We start from the raw sequence: 14750 nt of genomic DNA on the forward strand, positions 1-14750 counted from the left end.
GGGGCCTGATGAGACTGGCGACCCTACCCAATCTGATCAGCTTTGCCCGGCTGCTGCTGGTCGGACCTATTCTGTGGCTGATGTTGCAGGGGCGCTACCAGCTGGCCTTGGGGCTGTTTCTGCTGGCGGGGCTGTCCGACGGCCTGGATGGATACCTCGCCCGGCGTTTTGCCTGGCAGAGTCGACTGGGCGGGTTCCTCGACCCGCTCGCGGACAAGCTGCTGGTGACCAGCAGCTTTGTGGTGCTGGCCAGCCAAGGGCTCTTGCCCGTGGCGCTGGCGGTGGTGGTGCTGCTGCGGGATCTGGTGATCGTGCTGGGCGCCTTGGCCTTTTACCGGTTGCGCGGGGCCTTCGCCGCCGAGCCGCTGCCGGTGAGCAAGCTCAATACGGTGCTGCAGTTGCTGGTGGTGCTGGCGGTGATGTTGCCGCCGGCCTGGTGGTGGCTGGCTGAGCCCTGGCGGCCGGAGATACTGCGGGGACTCTTTCTGCTGACCTTGGCCACGGTAGTGACCAGCGGCGTGTCGTATGTGCTGCGCTGGGGGCGCCGGGCCTGGCCGCGCCGGAGCTGAGCAGCGCTCCGGCGCGTCGTGGTTCACCAGCTGTAGCCGATCTTCACCAAATAGGCCCAGTCCTCCTTCTCGGCATCGGCGGCCGGCCGGTTGTCGTAGTCGTAATTGACCTGTAACGAGCCGGTTATGCGCTCGCTGAGCGGCACTCGGGCGCCGGTGCGGGTGCGTAGCAGCCAGTCAGCCGTCTCGTCCAGGCGAACCAGGCCGTCCTGGCGATGGAACAGGGTCAGGTTGCCGAGCACGGTGTGTTCCCAGTCCACCGCCCAGCGCCCGGCGGGAAAGTCCTCGCTAGGCCCGACCTCGTAGTCCTCGTGCACGTAGTTCACCCCGGCCTCCGCCGACAGGCGCGATTGCCTGGTGTCCCAGAACTGGTAACCGACGCCCACACCGGCCGCGCTGCGCAGGGAAAGGTTCTTGAACAGGTCACGGCTGAAGTTGAGGTTGGCCGTGGCGTACCAGTGTTCATCGATGAAGCGGTCGTACTGGGTATTGAGCAGCGCGTTGTTCACCGACTCGACATCGTCTTCCTTGCCGTAGTTGGCCTCGCCGTAGACGCGCAGGCGATGCAGGGTGCTGCGGGCCACATACTCGCCGTCCAGCGCGTAGCTTTCGGTCTCGGTGTTGCCGCGGGTCATGGTGGCGCCGGCCTGTAGGCGCAGCGTCTGCTCCACGGTCGGCGCTGCCGGGGGCGGGTTGATGGCGGCAAGCCGAGCTTCGGCCAGGCTCCGCTCAGCGCCGTTGCTCTGCAGTCGCAGTTCGCCATCGGCGTCCTTTTGCAGGCGGCCCTCGGCGAGTTCGCCGTCCTGGAGCTGTACCCGCACCGTATCGTCGGTGCGCAGTTCCAGCACCTGCGCCCAGGGCAGTTCCAGGGTGCCGCCGTAGGCTGTTTCAAAACGCAGGGTGCCGGCCTCCAGGGCCTGCACGGTGCCGCTGAGGCGGTCGCCGTTCTGCAATATGACCAGATCCGCTTGGGCCTGGAAGGTGGCAAGGCTGAGGGCACATGTGGTCAGGGTCTTCTTGACGCTCACGTAGGCTCCCGAAGTTGCGATGGGTTTTATGGTTGACAGCGTCCGAAGGCACGGGTTGGAATCCGTGCGGCCGGGGAAAGTCGCGGGCTGTGCCGCGGCCGGCGTGGGCGCTGGAGGGGAGTCAGCTTATGCGAAAGAGGCGCGGGTGGGCAAAAAATGAGCAGGATCATGCCGGGACGCACTAGCCAGCTGGCCTTCGATTTCGCCTGGGACGCGCATCTGAGCCTGGAAGACTTCCGGACGGGTGCCAATGGCGAAGTGCTGGAGGCGATACGGGCCTTGTGTGCGGGTTCGAGCGCGGCCAGCGTGTACCTGTTCGGGGGCCGGGGGCTGGGCAAGACTCACCTGTTGCAGGGCGCCTGCCGGCTGGCCTCGGAGCAGGGTCAGACCGTGGCTTATCTGCCCCTGCGCCGTGCTGTGGCGTGGCCGGTGCAGGCGGCGGAGGGGCTGGAACGCATGGATCTGGTGGCCGTGGACGATGCCCAGGCGCTGCGCGGTCACCGGGCGTGGCAGGAGGCCCTTTTCCACCTCTACAACCGCCTGCGCGAGCAGGGCGGGCGATTGTTGCTGGCCGGCGAGCTGCGCCCGGCGGAGCTGGGCTTGGAATTGGCCGATCTGGTTTCGCGACTGCAGTGGGGGCTGACGCTGCGCCTGCAGGAGCTGGATGATGCCGACAAGGCGGCATTGCTCTCCCGGCGCGCGGCGGGCCGGGGGCTGGAGCTGTCGGAAGAACTGGGTGCCTATCTGCTGGCCCATTATCGCCGCGACATGCCGGGCCTGTTCGCGCTGCTGGACCGCCTGGATGCCGCCTCGCTGGCGGAGCAGCGCCGCCTCACCGTGCCGTTTGTGAAGCAGGTGCTCGGCGATGGTCGTGAGGGTTGGTCCGGCCCCCTGTAGGCGCGGCGTGTCGTTACTGTGACCTGTTGTCTCTTCAGGCGGGCCTGGGCTTGCTGCGAACGAACAGAATGGCGCTGACGAAATAACCGCCGCTGAGCAGGATTTCGAGGCCACCAAGCAGGGGCTGGCCGCTGGCCGCCGCCGCGACACCGTGGCAGAAGTACACCAGGACCAGCATGGAGCTCCAGGCCGCGGTATAGCGCCGGCCGCGCAGCAGGCCCCGCAGCGGCAGCAGCAGCGGCCCCACCAGCAGAATCAGCCACGGCGCGCGCAGCGCCGGCTCCGGCGGCGCCAGCCACACGCCCCACAGCATCAGCAGCACGAACAGGCCCAGCCACTGGGCCAGGGAAAGCCTCTGCCAGAGCAGCGCGCGGCTCATGCGCGGCCCCGCTTGAGTTCCAGCGCGAGCTGCGCGACCCGGCGGCCCAGGGCCAGGCACAGGGTGCGCTCATCATCGCTGACTGGCTGATCGCTGCGGGCGCCCGCCACATGGCTGGCACCGTAGGGCGTGCCCCCGGTGCGGGTATTGTTCAGAGCCGGTTCGGTATAGGGCAGCCCGGTGAGCAGCATGCCGTGATGGAGCAGGGGCAGCAGCATGGTGATCAGGGTCGTTTCCTGGCCTCCGTGCAGGCTGGCCGTGGAGGTGAAGGCCGCGGCCGGCTTGCCGCTCAGGGTGCCCTTGAGCCACAGGCCACTGGTGCCGTCGATGAAGTATTTCAGGGGGGCGGCCATATTGGCGAAGCGAGTGGGGCTGCCCAGAATGAGCCCATCGCAGGCTTCCAGATCGGCCAGCTCCGCGTAGGGCGGGCCGGATTCAGGCACCGCCGGCATGCTCGCCTCGCAAGCCGCCGAGACCGGCGGCACCGTGCGCAGCCGTGCCGCCATGCCGTCCACTTCCTCGACGCCGCGACAGATCAGCTCGGCCAGGCGCGCCGTGGCACCGAAGCGGCTGTAATAGAGAACCAGAATCTCGCCCATGGCGCGCTCCCGTGAAATGCCCCCACTACCACCCTGCGGGAGCGGGATGGTTAAAGGATATCCAGCACCCGCTCCGGGGGGCGCCCCAGCGCGGCGCGGGCGCCGTGGACCACAATGGGACGCTCGATCAGCCGAGGGTTGCGCACCATGGCCTGGATCAGTTCCTCGCGGCTAAGGTCGGGGTGATCCAATCCCAGCTCCTGGTACTCGGCTTCCTTGCGGCGCATCAGCGCCCGGGGCTCCAGATCCAGCAGCTGCAACAGCTGATCCAGTTCCGCTTCGCTGGGCGGGGTGTCCAGGTAACGCACGACTTCCGGTTGCAGCCCGCGCTCTTCCAGCAGCTGCAGGGTCTGTCGAGACTTGGAACAACGCGGGTTGTGATAGATCCGTAGCGTCATCATGACTCCTCGGGTATCCGTTTTGTGGGAGTAAAACTGCACGCATTGTATCCTAGGGCGAACACGAATAATTCCCCGGGATCACGCCGGGGCATGGGGCGGTGTATGACACGGGGCGGGTACGATGTCCGGCGACTGAAGGAGCGCGCCGCCTGGCTGGGCGGGTTCTTTTTCTACATCGGCCGGCGCTTCGGCCAGGATCAGTGCATTCGTCACGCCACGGCCCTGGCCTACACCACGCTGCTCTCCCTGGTGCCCTTGCTCACCGTCAGCTTCGCGGTGCTGTCCGCCTTTCCCGTGTTCGACGACATCAGCGCCCAGGTGCAGGCCTTTCTGTTCGATAACCTGGTGCCCGCCACCGGCGATATGGTGTTCGATTACATCCAGCGTTTCATGGGGCAGACCGGCGGGCTCACCGCGGTGGGCACGCTGGGGCTGGTGGTGGCGGCCCTGCTGATGATCTCCACCATCGACAAGGCCCTCAACGATATTTGGCGAATCAGCGACCGGCGCCGGCCGGTACAGGGCTTTCTGGTGTACTGGACGGTGCTCACGCTCTCGCCGGTGTTTCTGGGCGCCAGTGTGGCGATCAGCTCCTATCTGCTCGGGGACTGGGCCGAACTGGTGGAATTATCGGGTCTGCGCCAATGGCTGTTGGCTGTGCTGCCGTTCCTCGCCGAGTGGCTGGGCTTGATGCTGCTCTACACGGTGGTGCCGAACCGGCGCGTGCCCCTGGTGCACGCGGCGCTGGGGGCACTGGTGGCGGCGATACTCTTCGAGCTCGCCAAGGCGGTATTCGCCCTCTATGTGCGCTCGGTGCCCGCCTACGAGGTGATCTACGGCGCGCTGGCCGCCGTGCCCCTGTTCCTGGTGTGGTTGTACGTGAGCTGGGTGGTGGTGCTGGTGGGTGCGGAGTTCACCCAAGGCCTGAGCAGCTATCGGGAGTCCCGTCGCGGCGGTCTGGCCGATCCACAGCAGGCCCTGTTGCTGGCGGCGCGCCTGATAGGGCATCTCTGGCATGCCCAGCAACGGGGTCGCACGCTGCAGCGGCGTGATCTGCACCGGCTGGAACCGCGGCTGGGCGAACTGGCCCTGCAGCAGGCGCTGGCCGAGATGGAATACGCCCACCTGGTGGTGCGAGCCCAGGGCGGTGGCTGGACCTTGCTGCGCGATCCGCACGATTTCACCTTGCTGGATCTTTACCGCAGCGGCCCCTATCTGCTGCCCCACGACCTGACCGACGGCCATGACGCCTGGGACCGCTCCTTGGGCGGCGCGCTGGGGCAGGCGGCCCGTGGTGTGGAGCAGGGGCTGGGGGTGACGCTCGCGCAGCTGTTGGCGGAAGATGTGGCGGAGAACGGGGAGGGTGCGCAATGACCGAAGGCAGACGTTACAGCATCCGCGGCCGCGTGCAGGGTGTGTACTTCCGCGCCGCGACGCGAGAACAGGCGCTGGCGCTGGGCTTGGTGGGGCAGGCCCGCAACTGCCCGGATGGGCGCGTGGAGGCCCAGGCTTGGGGCGAGGCATCGGCGCTGGATGCCCTGGGCCGTTGGTTGTGGCAGGGGCCGCCGATGGCGCGGGTCGAGGAGGTGCGGGAGGCGCCCGCGGAGGGGCCCGCGCCCGAGGGGTTCCGCATTGCCTGAAGCCCTGAAGAGGGGGCTTTTGCTTTACCACGGGCACGGATCGTGGAAACATATGCCCCTTTCGGGCGGGGGCCGTGCAGGGTCACGCTGGCCCGTAGCACACTGCAAGCAGCCGAGAGGAAGTCGATGAGAGCCAAGAGCTTGATGTTGGGGGGGCTGGGCCTGATGCTCGCGCTGTCCGGGACGGCATATGCCCAGGGTGATGCCGAGGCGGGTGAGCGCAAGGCGACGGCTTGCATGGGTTGCCACGGTGTGGACGGCTACCGCAACGCGTATCCGGCTTATCGTGTGCCCAGGATCGGCGGCCAGCACGGCGATTATCTGGTGGCCGCGCTCAAGCAATACCAGGCCGGTGAGCGGGCGCACAGCACCATGCACGCCCAGGCCGAAGAGCTGAGCGATCAGGATATCCAGGATATCGCCGCTTACTTCGCGCGGCAGAAGCAGTAATGGGGGCTGGAATGATGAAACGCGGGATTACCCTCCTGGGCGGCCTGCTTCTGGCGGCCATGGCGCTGCCGGCCGCGGCGGTGGAACTGGGCGACGCCGAACGTGGCGCCGAACTGGCCGGCACCTGCCAGGCCTGTCACGGCCCGACCGGCAATGCCGACAACCCGGCCTTTCCGCGCCTGGCGGGGCAGCATGCCGATTACCTGGCGGCGGCCCTGCGCCAGTACCAGAACGGTGAGCGCAGCAATGCCATCATGCAGGGCATCGTCAGCGGATTGTCCAAGCAGGACATGCGCGATCTGGCGGCCTACTTCTCCGGACAGCAAGGCGATCTGTACACTCCTGAGCGCTGAGCGCCCGGCGTGCATGGGTTTCTTGAAAAGCGCCCGCGGGCGCTTTTTTCATTGCCGACGACGCGTGCCGCGGGAGGGCATATGCCATGCAAGCACTGATTCTGCTGGCCCACGGCAGCCGCCGGGCCGAATCCAACCGGGAAGTGCAGGCCATGGCCGAGCAGCTGGCCGCCCGGCTGCCGGGCTTTCGGGTGAGCGCCGCCTTTCTGGAGCTGAGCGCGCCGGATATCGCCACCGCCATCGACCGGGCGGTGGCGCAGGGCGCGGGGCGGGTGCTGCTGCTGCCCTATTTCCTCGCCGCCGGTCGCCACGTGGTGGAGGATATTCCGGCGATCGTCGAGGAGCGCCGGACACACTACGCCGAGGTGGAAATGCTGTTGTTGCCCTATCTGGGGGCCGCCCCAGGGATGGCGGATTTTCTGGCGGCGCTGGTGCCTACATCTCCTTGAGCATCGCCGCATAACCTTCCCGGTAAGACGGATACCTGAAGCGATAGCCGCTGGCGCGCAGCTTGTCGTTGCGGCAACGCTTGCTGCCCGCGCGAAAGCCGCCGGCCCCGACGTTTCGGCGTGGCGGTTGGGGCAGACCCAGTTGCTCCGCCAGCCAATCCATGAGCTCGCACTGGGTGCATGGCGCGTCATCCACCGCCAGGTACACGCCCGGTGTGATGCGCGCCGCGCCAAGATGCGCCAGCACCCCTACGCAGTCTGCCTGGTGAATGCGGTTGCTCCACGCGGGGGGGTGCGCGGTGCAAGCCTCGCCATGGCGGACCTTGTCGATCATGCGGGTGCGGCCCGGGCCGTAGATGCCGCCAAAACGCACCACCACGCTCTCCCCGGCCCATCCCAGGGCGATGTGCTCGGCCTCCAGCATGCGCTGCCCGGAAAAGCCGGTCGGTTCCGTGGGGCTGCTCTCGTCCACCTCGCGGCCATCGCTTTGCCCATAGACGCTGGTGCTGGAGACGAACACCAGGCGCCCGTCGGGATTCGGCAGGGCCGCCAGCAGGTTCCGCAGGCCGTGCACGTAGGCTCGCTGGTAGGCGGTATCGTCGTAGGCGCCGGGGGTGGCGATGTAGTAGATGCGGTCCAGTGCCTCGGGCAGGGCGGGCAGACTGGCCGGATCGGCCAGATCGCCGGCGAGGGGGCGAATGGGCTCGGGAATGCGCTCGGCGCGACGGCGCAGGCCCCACACGGTGTGGCCCGCTTCGCTCAATTCCCGCCCCAGCGCCGTACCCAGCTTGCCGCAACCGGCGATCAATATTCGTTCCGTGCTCATGTGCCTCGGCTCCTGGGCTAGAATGGCCCGATTTTTCGCATGGGGGACACAGTATGACCGCAAGGCGCATGGCGCGCATGCGTGCCACCCTGGATCGGCGTCAGCCGGATCTGCGGGTGCTGATGGATCAGGTGCACAAGCCGCACAATATCTCCGCGATTCTGCGCACCTGCGATGCCGTGGGTGTTTGGCAGGCCCACGCCGTGTGGCCGGGGGTAGAGCGCTTCCGGGCGCGTGCTCATTCCTCCGCCGGCACGGGGCAGTGGGTGAAGACCGTGGCGCATCCGGATATCGCCGAGGGCATCGGTTCCCTGCAGCGCGAAGGCTTTCGCATCTACGCCGCGCATCTGTCCGAGCGCGCCGTGGATTTTCGCCGCGTGGACTACACCCGGCCCTGCGCGGTCCTGCTGGGGGCGGAGTTGCACGGGGTGAGCGATACCGCGGCGGAGCTGGTGGATGAGCACGTGATCATCCCCATGGCGGGGCTGGGGGCCTCGCTGAACGTGTCGGTGGCGGCGGCGGTGATTCTCTTCGAGGCTCAGCGCCAGCGGGAGGCGGCGGGCCTGTACCAGCAGTGCCGGCTGGAGTCGGATGTGTATGAGCGCACCCTGTTCGAATGGCTGCATCCGAAGATCGCGGCGCGCTGCCGCGAGCGGGGTGAGCCCTATCTGCCCATCGACGAGGACGGCGATCTGCGGCGTCGCCCCTGAACGGGCGGCCTATTGGACATACCAGCGCCGGTCCATGGCCCGGTATACCCGCTCGGCGTACCAGGTCTTGCCCAGGCTGCCGTTGTAGCGGGCCAGCGCCCGGGTGAGGTTGCCTTTCTCCCGGTCCAGGTAGTGACGCAGGATGGTGCAGCCGAAGCGCAGATTGGTCTCGATGTGGAAGAGGTTGTCCTCCGGCCGGCCGATCTCCTTGAGCCAGAAGGGCATGATCTGCATCAGTCCCCGGGCCCCGGCGGAGGAGATGGCGTAGCGCTGGAAATTGCTCTCCACCTCGATCACCGCCAGCACCAGCTCCGGGGGCAGTTCGGCACGGGTGGCCTCACGGTGCACCAGGCGCAGCAACTCCAGGCGCTGGTGGATATCGGGCACCTTGCGCGCCAGGCGGGCGGCCATATCGGTGAGCCACACTTCGGCCACATAGCGGTTCTCGAAGCTCTCACCGCTGTTGACCGCCTGGATCAGCGCCTCGCGCAGGCGCTGATCCACGTCGCTCTGGGCAAGCGGGGCCTGCGCCGCGGCCAGCAGAACCGCGGCGAACAGGGGCTTGAGCAGGCGAGTGGGCATCCGGGGCATGTTCTTGGTGTTGTCGGCCGGTTCCGCCGGTCAGTTTAGCCTTTCGCGTCGGCCAGCGCTGCCAGCAGAAACTCCAGCGCGCCGTCCGCCGGAACGTCGCGGTTCTCGCTGTCGGTGCGCGCGCGGTATTCCAGCGTGCCGGCCTCCAGGCCCCGGGGGCTGATGACCAGACGGTGAGGGATGCCGATCAGCTCCATATCCGCGAACTTCACCCCGGGGCGCGCATCACGCTCGTCCCAGAGCACGTCCACGCCGGCTTCCTGGAGCTGCGCGTAGAGCTGCTCGGAAGCCTCGGCCACCGCGGCGGACTTGTCCATCTGCAGGGAGATCAGCGCCACCTGGAAGGGGGCGATGGGCAAGGGCCAGACGATGCCGCGCTCGTCGTGGTTCTGCTCGATGGCGGCGGCCACCACCCGGGACACCCCGATGCCGTAGCAGCCCATGATCAGCGGCTGGGCACGGCCCTGCTCATCGAGCACGGTCGCCCCCATGGCCTCACTGTATTTGCGGCCCAGCTGGAAGATGTGGCCCACCTCGATGCCGCGGGTGATGCGCAGCCGGCCCTGGCCGTCGGGGCTGGGGTCGCCGTCGCGCACTTCGCGCAGATCCACGGTCTCGGGCTCGGGCAGGTCCCGACCCCAGTTGACGCCGCGCAGGTGCTGCCCCTGGCGGTTGGCGCCGCAGATGAAATCCGCCAGCGCCGCGGCGGCGTGATCCACCAGCAAGGGGATTTCCAGGCCCACCGGGCCGACCGAGCCGGGTTCGGTGCCGGTGGCGGCCCGCACTTCCTCGGGGGTGGCCATGCGCAGGGGCGCTTCGATGGCGGGGTGTTTCTCCGCCTTGATCTCGTTGAGCTGATGATCGCCGCGCAGCACCAGGGCGACGAAGCCGCCTTCGGCGCCGGCCACCACCAGGGTCTTCACGGTCTGGGCCGCGGGCACGTCCAGATGGCGGCTGACCTCCTCGATGCTGCGCTGGGTGGGCGTGTCCACTGGCTCCATGGCCTGGCTGGCCGCCGGGCGGGGCTCGGCCGGGGGCAGGGCTTCGGCGCGCTCCACGTTGGCGGCGTAGTCGCTGGCGTCCGAGATGGCCAGTGCGTCCTCGCCGGAGTCGGCCAGTACGTGGAATTCATGGGAGACCGCGCCGCCGATGTTGCCGCTGTCGGCCACCACCGGGCGGAAATGCAAGCCCAGGCGCTGGAAGATGCGGGTATAGGCTTCGTGCATGCGCTGGTAGGTTTCCTCCAGCGAGGCCTGCTCCAGATGGAAGGAGTAGGCGTCCTTCATCATGAATTCCCGCGCCCGCATTACCCCGAAGCGGGGTCGGATCTCGTCGCGGAACTTGGTCTGTATCTGGTAGTAGTTCACCGGCAGCTGCTTGTAGCTCTTGAACTCCCGGCGGACGATGTCAGTGATGACCTCTTCATGGGTGGGGCCCAGGCAGAAGGGGCGCTCGTGGCGATCCTGCACCCGCAGCAGCTCCGCGCCGTACTGCTCCCAGCGGCCGGATTCCTCCCACAATTCCGCGGGTTGCACCACGGGCATCAGCAGCTCCAGGGCACCCGCCCGGTCCATTTCCTCGCGCACCACGCGCTCTACCTTGCGCAGCACCCGCAGGCCCAGGGGCAGCCAGCTGTACAGGCCGCTGGCGAGTCTTTGAATCAGGCCCGCGCGCAGCATCAGCTGATGGCTGATGATCTCGGCGTCGGCGGGGGTTTCCTTGCTGGTGAAAAGCGGGAAGCGGGATGCGCGCATGAACTGGCTCCGTACCTGTTCCGGGGGCTGGGTGCGAAACTTTAAGCGCTACGGGGGGAACTTGAAAGCCGCGCGCCGCCGCGCCGCCGCCCGTAGGCACCGGCTGGCGCGCTCACAGCCAAGGCGCGCCAGCCGGGCAAAGGTCCGAGGGGCCTGATCGGCGGCGGCTCAAGCGCAGTTCTCATCGATATAGGCCTGGGCCTGGTCGATGCGCTGCTGGCGCTGCTCATCATCGAAATAGGTGATCTCGCCATCGTCGGTCCGGAAGCGGCGATGGGTGGGCTCCTGAAGCACTGCCAGGTTCTTGCGGGCGATGGCGCAGTTCTCTTGCAGCTGGGCACGGCGGGCTGCCTCGGCTTCTTTTTCGGCGGCAGTGCGCCGCTGCTCGCCGCCGCTCTCATCCTTGGCTTGCGTCGGCTCGCTTTTTTCCTGCCTGGGCGCGGGCGGGGCGGCGCGCAGCTTGATGCGGTCCGCCTGGCCCTGTTTCGGCGGCTGGGAGCCGTAGTGCACCTGGCCGTTCTCGTCGGTCCATTTATAGACCTGGGCGGTGGCGAGCAGGGGGAGCGCGAGCAGGATCGCGGTGAGCAGCGTTTTCAGATCGGGCATGGGGTGGCTCCTTGTTGTTTGTGCCCATTATGAAACAGCGGTGCCGAGGGGCAAGTGTGCGAGTCCCATCTGCGTCTTCCCTGGGCCTTGGTCGCGAAAGAAGCCGGCAACGCGGCCCGAGGAAATTGTTCAGTGCCCGCTCGGATCAGTCCGGGCGGTACAGGGCGAGAAACTGCGGATCGACGTTGGGGAATCGTGCGATATGTGGATTCGGCAGGCCATTCGAGCTCTTCCCCTGACGGCGCAATGCCTCAATGGCATCGAGCACACCGCCCTTGGCTGCTGTGGGCAGATGCGCCTGCATGGCATCCGCGGTGGCGGGCACATCGTGCCAGCGATTGCGGCGGTATGCGCGTCGAAGACTCGGCCAGTGGTTCCCATGTCAGCGACTTTTCGCCGACTCGCCAGGATGTTGCCGTGTCCGCTTCGGTGCCGCTCAGGCTTGCCGTTGGCCATCAAAGGATGGCCGCAAAGGCGACGGCGCGACTGGCGTGTGTCTTGATTGTCATGATTCAGTAAACCCCTTGGGCTCTCTGCTCGCGCTTCCACATCTGGCAGTCCTTGGCGAAGAAGGTGAACTGTTCGCGATTTTCCAGCAGCTTGCGCCGCACGTCCGATAGTATTCCAACCAGCTCCGCGCAGAGCGCCTCGAGATCGTTGCCGTACAGGTCGATGCTGCGGCTGTCCTGCATGCGCCGGGATAATTCCCGAGCCAAAGCGCGGATACGGTAATGGAAATTGCTCTTCATCCGCGTGCCACCCCCGTGTTCCATCATTCGCTGCAGCAACAAACCCTGACGTTTGAAATCTTCTTCGATCGCGGTCATTTGGCTTCGAACCCGCGCTATCGCGCGATCCTCCAAAGACGTGGACAGTTCACCAAGATTTTTGATGGATTGAATGAGCGTGGTGATTCCCGCGATCTCGCCCAGGGTGATGACCGTGTCGCAACCGAGCAGCTGGTCGAATGAAGACGTCTTGACTTGAAACGCGGTCAGGCGGGCTTGTTCGAAGCGTTCCTGGTACTGATAGACGCCGATGGCCAGGGTTCGGATGTCACGGTCGATATGACGCGGCGCATCGGCGCTGTGAGCCGTGTTTTCGTCGGTGAAACGTTGGGCGCGGCCGAGGAGGCAGGACCTGGCCGTGCTGATGAGCACGTCGAGGAGCATGGTGAGCAATTCCTTTTGCTGAAGTGTTTTTGCTTATTGGGGCTCGAAATCCGCGTGTCCTTTCGCGGAGCTTGCATTGAAGCATGAAGGGCCTTGCGAGTGAACCTGGGATCTGAGCGGTCCCTCGCTTGACGCCTGCGGCAATCCCAAGTAGCTTTCTCCCCTTTCTTCCGACCTGTGCCCGCTGGCGCGGGAGCGCGTACCGGCCACCGTCGGAGGCGCCACGGCCCGTGTTCGGGGGTCGCCAGGGCCTTGGGGTTCATACAGTCTTATGCGGCACATCATCTCTATTCTCGTCGAGAACGAGTTCGGCGCGCTGTCGCGCGTGGCGGGCATGTTCACCGCGCGCGGCTACAACATCGAGTCATTGGCGGTAGCGCCCACGGATGATCCCAGCCTGTCCCGCATCACCCTGGTGACCAACGGCGACAACCGCATCATCGAGCAGATCATCAAGCAGCTGAACAAGTTGCTGGATGTGGTCAAGGTCATGGACATGACCGAGGGCCCGCACATCGAGCGGGAGATGATGCTGATCAAGGTCGCCGCGGCCGGCTCGGAGGCGCGGGCGGAATTGAAACGGCTGGCGGACATTTTCCGTGGCCGGATCCTGGACGCCACGGACCGGATCTACACCATCGAGGTGACGGGCACCAGCGACAAGCTGGATGCCTTCATCGTCGCCATCGGTCAGAACGGAATCCTCGAGGTGGTGCGCTCCGGCGTGATCGGCATCGCCCGGGGCGAGAAACATCTGCGTATCTAGGCCTATCGTCCTGATCGGTTCAGGACCCAAACGACTCCAAACGGGGGAATCATGAAAGTCTATTACGATAAGGACGCCGACCTGTCCGTCATCCAGGGCAAAAAGGTCGCCATCATCGGTTACGGCTCCCAGGGCCATGCCCATGCCAACAACCTGAAGGACTCCGGCGTCTCCGTCGTGGTCGGCCTGCGAGAGGGCTCCGCCTCCGCCGAGAAGGCCAAGGGCGCCGGTCTGGACGTGGCCTCCATCGAGGACGCCACCAAGCAGGCGGATGTGGTGATGATCCTCACCCCCGACGAGCACCAGGCTCGCGTGTACCGCAACCACGTGGAGCCGAACCTGAAGCAGGGCGCGGCCATCGCCTTTGCCCACGGCTTCAACATCCATTACGGCCAGATCGAGCCCCGTGCCGACCTGGACGTGATCATGGTCGCGCCGAAGGGCCCGGGCCATCTGGTGCGCTCCACCTACGTGGAAGGCGGCGGTGTGCCCAGCCTGATCGCGATTCATCAGGACGCCTCCGGCCAGGCCAAGGAAATTGCCCTGTCCTACGCCTCCGCCAACGGTGGCGCCCGCGCCGGCGTGATCGAGACCAGCTTCCGCGAGGAAGTGGAGACCGACCTGTTCGGTGAGCAGGCTGTGCTCTGCGGCGGCATCACCGCCCTGATCGAGGCCGGTTTCGAGACCCTGGTGGAAGCCGGCTACTCCCCGGAGATGGCCTACTTCGAGTGCCTGCACGAGACCAAGCTGATCGTGGACCTGATCTACGAGGGCGGCATCGCCAACATGCGCTACTCCATCTCCAACACCGCCGAGTACGGTGACTTCACCCGCGGCCCGCGCGTGATCAATGAGGAGAGCCGCGAGGAGATGCGCGAGATCCTGCGCGAGATCCAGGAAGGCGAATTCGCCCGCGAATTCATCCTGGAGAACCAGGCCAACGCCCCGACCCTGAAGGCCCGTCGCCGCATCTCCGCCGAGCACCCGATCGAGGTCGTCGGCGAGAAGCTGCGCGGCATGATGCCCTGGATCAAGGCCAAGCAGCTGGTGGACAAGTCCAAGAACTAAGCGTCGTACGCTTGGTTTGCTGATCGAGACGGGGGCCTTCGAGCCCCCGTTTTTTGTGCTTCTTCGTGGTTTGGCGGGAATGTGCGTGAAAGCCCCCAGGTTCGGTGGCGATTGCCGGGTCAGGGTGGGCTGTTTCGGGTTCCACGTCTTGGTCCCGGGCTGCGCCCGGGACTCCCCTGTGCTCCTCGGTCCGGGCGGCGCTCCGCGAACTCGCTACGCCTGCGGCTCCGCTCAGACAGCGCTCCGCTCTTTTCCGCCCGGCCCTGCGGTGCTCGGCTGCGCCGACGAACCCGAAACAGCCCACCCTGACCCGGCTCCCCATCGTTGGTGGAGCGCCCCCGACCTTTGAGGTCCTGGGGGTGGTGCGGCCTGCGGCGGCCGTCGATGCAGCCGAGCATCGCAGCCGGAAGGGGATCAGCGAGCAGCTTGTTTGAGCGTAGCGAGTTTGCTGCTCGCCCCCTTCCGGCGAGAAGCGCAGGGGAGCGCCGGGCG

The 14750-nt window shown here is 66.6% G+C and carries 20 protein-coding genes; 10 read left to right on the forward strand and 10 right to left on the reverse strand.

Going from position 1 to position 14750, the window contains the following annotated elements; all coding sequences use genetic code 11:
* Positions 1 to 8: 8 nt before the first annotated feature.
* On the forward strand, positions 9 to 569 hold the full coding sequence (locus tag GBG68_RS10465) for a CDP-alcohol phosphatidyltransferase family protein (RefSeq protein ID WP_152147039.1): 561 nt from the start codon (positions 9 to 11) through the stop codon (positions 567 to 569).
* A 23-nt stretch (positions 570 to 592) separates the two neighbouring features.
* Here GBG68_RS10465 and GBG68_RS14440 read toward each other — a convergent pair whose 3' ends face one another.
* Entirely contained in the window at positions 593 to 1597 is a 1005-nt protein-coding gene (locus tag GBG68_RS14440) for a DUF481 domain-containing protein (RefSeq protein WP_152147042.1), read from the reverse strand.
* A gap of 168 nt (positions 1598 to 1765) precedes the next feature.
* Here GBG68_RS14440 and hda point away from each other — a divergent pair, with 168 nt between their 5' ends.
* The gene (gene hda / locus GBG68_RS10475) at positions 1766 to 2494 is read left to right on the forward strand and encodes a DnaA regulatory inactivator Hda (protein ID WP_193222304.1); all 729 of its coding nucleotides are present in this window, start codon (positions 1766 to 1768) and stop codon (positions 2492 to 2494) included.
* 34 nt (positions 2495 to 2528) lie between these two features.
* Here the strand turns inward: hda and GBG68_RS10480 are convergent, their stop codons facing one another.
* Genes GBG68_RS10480 through arsC form a run of 3 tightly spaced genes read right to left on the reverse strand, consistent with a single transcriptional unit; the run spans position 2529 to position 3873 of the window.
* Positions 2529 to 2873 carry a DUF2069 domain-containing protein gene (locus tag GBG68_RS10480; protein ID WP_152147046.1) on the reverse strand — a complete coding sequence of 115 codons (345 nt, stop codon included), beginning with the start codon at positions 2871 to 2873 and terminating at the stop codon, positions 2529 to 2531.
* The gene (gene wrbA / locus GBG68_RS10485; RefSeq protein ID WP_152147048.1) at positions 2870 to 3472 is read right to left on the reverse strand and encodes an NAD(P)H:quinone oxidoreductase; all 603 of its coding nucleotides are present in this window, start codon (positions 3470 to 3472) and stop codon (positions 2870 to 2872) included. The genes GBG68_RS10480 and wrbA overlap by 4 nt, the downstream gene beginning before the upstream one ends.
* Before the next feature lie 50 nt (positions 3473 to 3522).
* Positions 3523 to 3873, reverse strand: coding sequence for an arsenate reductase (glutaredoxin) (gene arsC / locus GBG68_RS10490; protein ID WP_226801767.1), 351 nt, complete (start codon positions 3871 to 3873; stop codon positions 3523 to 3525).
* A 102-nt stretch (positions 3874 to 3975) separates the two neighbouring features.
* Here arsC and GBG68_RS10495 point away from each other — a divergent pair, with 102 nt between their 5' ends.
* The 5 genes from GBG68_RS10495 (at position 3976) to GBG68_RS10515 (ending at position 6765) form a co-directional block, all read left to right on the forward strand.
* The gene (locus GBG68_RS10495) at positions 3976 to 5247 is read left to right on the forward strand and encodes a virulence factor BrkB family protein (RefSeq protein ID WP_193222305.1); all 1272 of its coding nucleotides are present in this window, start codon (positions 3976 to 3978) and stop codon (positions 5245 to 5247) included.
* Entirely contained in the window at positions 5244 to 5513 is a 270-nt protein-coding gene (locus tag GBG68_RS10500; RefSeq protein ID WP_152147052.1) for an acylphosphatase, read from the forward strand. The genes GBG68_RS10495 and GBG68_RS10500 overlap by 4 nt, the downstream gene beginning before the upstream one ends.
* Positions 5514 to 5639: 126 nt before the next feature.
* Positions 5640 to 5963 (forward strand): c-type cytochrome, encoded by a 324-nt coding sequence (locus tag GBG68_RS10505; RefSeq protein ID WP_152147054.1) that lies wholly within the window; start codon positions 5640 to 5642, stop codon positions 5961 to 5963.
* A gap of 11 nt (positions 5964 to 5974) precedes the next feature.
* Positions 5975 to 6316, forward strand: a complete 342-nt coding sequence (locus GBG68_RS10510) for a c-type cytochrome (RefSeq protein WP_226801768.1) — start codon at positions 5975 to 5977, stop codon at positions 6314 to 6316.
* 86 nt (positions 6317 to 6402) lie between these two features.
* On the forward strand, positions 6403 to 6765 hold the full coding sequence (locus GBG68_RS10515; protein WP_152147056.1) for a sirohydrochlorin chelatase: 363 nt from the start codon (positions 6403 to 6405) through the stop codon (positions 6763 to 6765).
* Here the strand turns inward: GBG68_RS10515 and GBG68_RS10520 are convergent.
* Entirely contained in the window at positions 6752 to 7591 is an 840-nt protein-coding gene (locus GBG68_RS10520; RefSeq protein WP_152147058.1) for an SDR family oxidoreductase, read from the reverse strand. The two genes, GBG68_RS10515 and GBG68_RS10520, sit on opposite strands and share 14 nt — an antisense overlap.
* A 53-nt stretch (positions 7592 to 7644) precedes the next feature.
* On the opposite strand from GBG68_RS10520, the gene trmH reads away from it, so the two are divergent.
* Complete coding sequence (gene trmH, locus GBG68_RS10525; protein WP_152147060.1) at positions 7645 to 8301, forward strand: tRNA (guanosine(18)-2'-O)-methyltransferase TrmH; 657 nt, start codon at positions 7645 to 7647, stop codon at positions 8299 to 8301.
* Positions 8302 to 8310: 9 nt separating this feature from the next.
* Here trmH and GBG68_RS10530 read toward each other — a convergent pair whose 3' ends face one another.
* From GBG68_RS10530 to GBG68_RS10545, 5 genes are all read right to left on the reverse strand, one after another.
* A complete protein-coding gene (locus tag GBG68_RS10530) occupies positions 8311 to 8883 on the reverse strand; it encodes a lytic transglycosylase domain-containing protein (RefSeq protein ID WP_152147062.1) in 573 nt (190 codons plus the stop codon).
* Positions 8884 to 8927: 44 nt separating this feature from the next.
* A complete protein-coding gene (locus GBG68_RS10535) occupies positions 8928 to 10646 on the reverse strand; it encodes a proline--tRNA ligase (protein WP_152147064.1) in 1719 nt (572 codons plus the stop codon).
* 168 nt (positions 10647 to 10814) lie between these two features.
* Entirely contained in the window at positions 10815 to 11252 is a 438-nt protein-coding gene (locus tag GBG68_RS10540; RefSeq protein ID WP_152147066.1) for a DUF4124 domain-containing protein, read from the reverse strand.
* Positions 11253 to 11397: 145 nt separating this feature from the next.
* A complete protein-coding gene (locus tag GBG68_RS14185; protein ID WP_193222306.1) occupies positions 11398 to 11556 on the reverse strand; it encodes a hypothetical protein in 159 nt (52 codons plus the stop codon).
* A 208-nt stretch (positions 11557 to 11764) separates the two neighbouring features.
* A complete protein-coding gene (locus GBG68_RS10545; protein WP_152147068.1) occupies positions 11765 to 12424 on the reverse strand; it encodes a hypothetical protein in 660 nt (219 codons plus the stop codon).
* 271 nt (positions 12425 to 12695) lie between these two features.
* On the opposite strand from GBG68_RS10545, the gene ilvN reads away from it, so the two are divergent.
* Positions 12696 to 13190, forward strand: coding sequence for an acetolactate synthase small subunit (gene ilvN, locus GBG68_RS10550; RefSeq protein WP_152147070.1), 495 nt, complete (start codon positions 12696 to 12698; stop codon positions 13188 to 13190).
* Positions 13191 to 13241: 51 nt separating this feature from the next.
* Positions 13242 to 14258: a ketol-acid reductoisomerase gene (ilvC, locus tag GBG68_RS10555; protein ID WP_152147072.1), complete on the forward strand. Its 1017-nt coding sequence runs from the start codon at positions 13242 to 13244 to the stop codon at positions 14256 to 14258.
* Positions 14259 to 14750: the final 492 nt, after the last annotated feature.

Source organism: Alkalilimnicola sp. S0819 (assembly GCF_009295635.1).
Taxonomy (GTDB): domain Bacteria; phylum Pseudomonadota; class Gammaproteobacteria; order Nitrococcales; family WHIW01; genus S0819.

Excerpts from the sequence above, each read along its gene's own strand:
- wrbA (WP_152147048.1), bottom strand. The coding sequence starts at position 3,472 with ATGGGCGAGATTCTGGTTCTCTATTACAGCCGCTTCGGTGCCACGGCG.
- GBG68_RS10535 (WP_152147064.1), bottom strand. The coding sequence starts at position 10,646 with ATGCGCGCATCCCGCTTCCCGCTTTTCACCAGCAAGGAAACCCCCGCC.
- ilvN (WP_152147070.1), top strand. The coding sequence starts at position 12,696 with ATGCGGCACATCATCTCTATTCTCGTCGAGAACGAGTTCGGCGCGCTG.
- GBG68_RS10480 (WP_152147046.1), bottom strand. The coding sequence starts at position 2,873 with ATGAGCCGCGCGCTGCTCTGGCAGAGGCTTTCCCTGGCCCAGTGGCTG.
- GBG68_RS10545 (WP_152147068.1), bottom strand. The coding sequence starts at position 12,424 with ATGCTCCTCGACGTGCTCATCAGCACGGCCAGGTCCTGCCTCCTCGGC.
- ilvC (WP_152147072.1), top strand. The coding sequence starts at position 13,242 with ATGAAAGTCTATTACGATAAGGACGCCGACCTGTCCGTCATCCAGGGC.
- GBG68_RS10500 (WP_152147052.1), top strand. The coding sequence starts at position 5,244 with ATGACCGAAGGCAGACGTTACAGCATCCGCGGCCGCGTGCAGGGTGTG.
- GBG68_RS14185 (WP_193222306.1), bottom strand. The coding sequence starts at position 11,556 with ATGCAGGCGCATCTGCCCACAGCAGCCAAGGGCGGTGTGCTCGATGCC.
- GBG68_RS10530 (WP_152147062.1), bottom strand. The coding sequence starts at position 8,883 with ATGCCCACTCGCCTGCTCAAGCCCCTGTTCGCCGCGGTTCTGCTGGCC.
- GBG68_RS10520 (WP_152147058.1), bottom strand. The coding sequence starts at position 7,591 with ATGAGCACGGAACGAATATTGATCGCCGGTTGCGGCAAGCTGGGTACG.
- GBG68_RS10540 (WP_152147066.1), bottom strand. The coding sequence starts at position 11,252 with ATGCCCGATCTGAAAACGCTGCTCACCGCGATCCTGCTCGCGCTCCCC.
- hda (WP_193222304.1), top strand. The coding sequence starts at position 1,766 with ATGCCGGGACGCACTAGCCAGCTGGCCTTCGATTTCGCCTGGGACGCG.
- arsC (WP_226801767.1), bottom strand. The coding sequence starts at position 3,873 with ATGATGACGCTACGGATCTATCACAACCCGCGTTGTTCCAAGTCTCGA.
- GBG68_RS10505 (WP_152147054.1), top strand. The coding sequence starts at position 5,640 with ATGAGAGCCAAGAGCTTGATGTTGGGGGGGCTGGGCCTGATGCTCGCG.
- GBG68_RS10510 (WP_226801768.1), top strand. The coding sequence starts at position 5,975 with ATGATGAAACGCGGGATTACCCTCCTGGGCGGCCTGCTTCTGGCGGCC.
- GBG68_RS10515 (WP_152147056.1), top strand. The coding sequence starts at position 6,403 with ATGCAAGCACTGATTCTGCTGGCCCACGGCAGCCGCCGGGCCGAATCC.
- GBG68_RS10495 (WP_193222305.1), top strand. The coding sequence starts at position 3,976 with ATGACACGGGGCGGGTACGATGTCCGGCGACTGAAGGAGCGCGCCGCC.
- trmH (WP_152147060.1), top strand. The coding sequence starts at position 7,645 with ATGACCGCAAGGCGCATGGCGCGCATGCGTGCCACCCTGGATCGGCGT.
- GBG68_RS10465 (WP_152147039.1), top strand. The coding sequence starts at position 9 with ATGAGACTGGCGACCCTACCCAATCTGATCAGCTTTGCCCGGCTGCTG.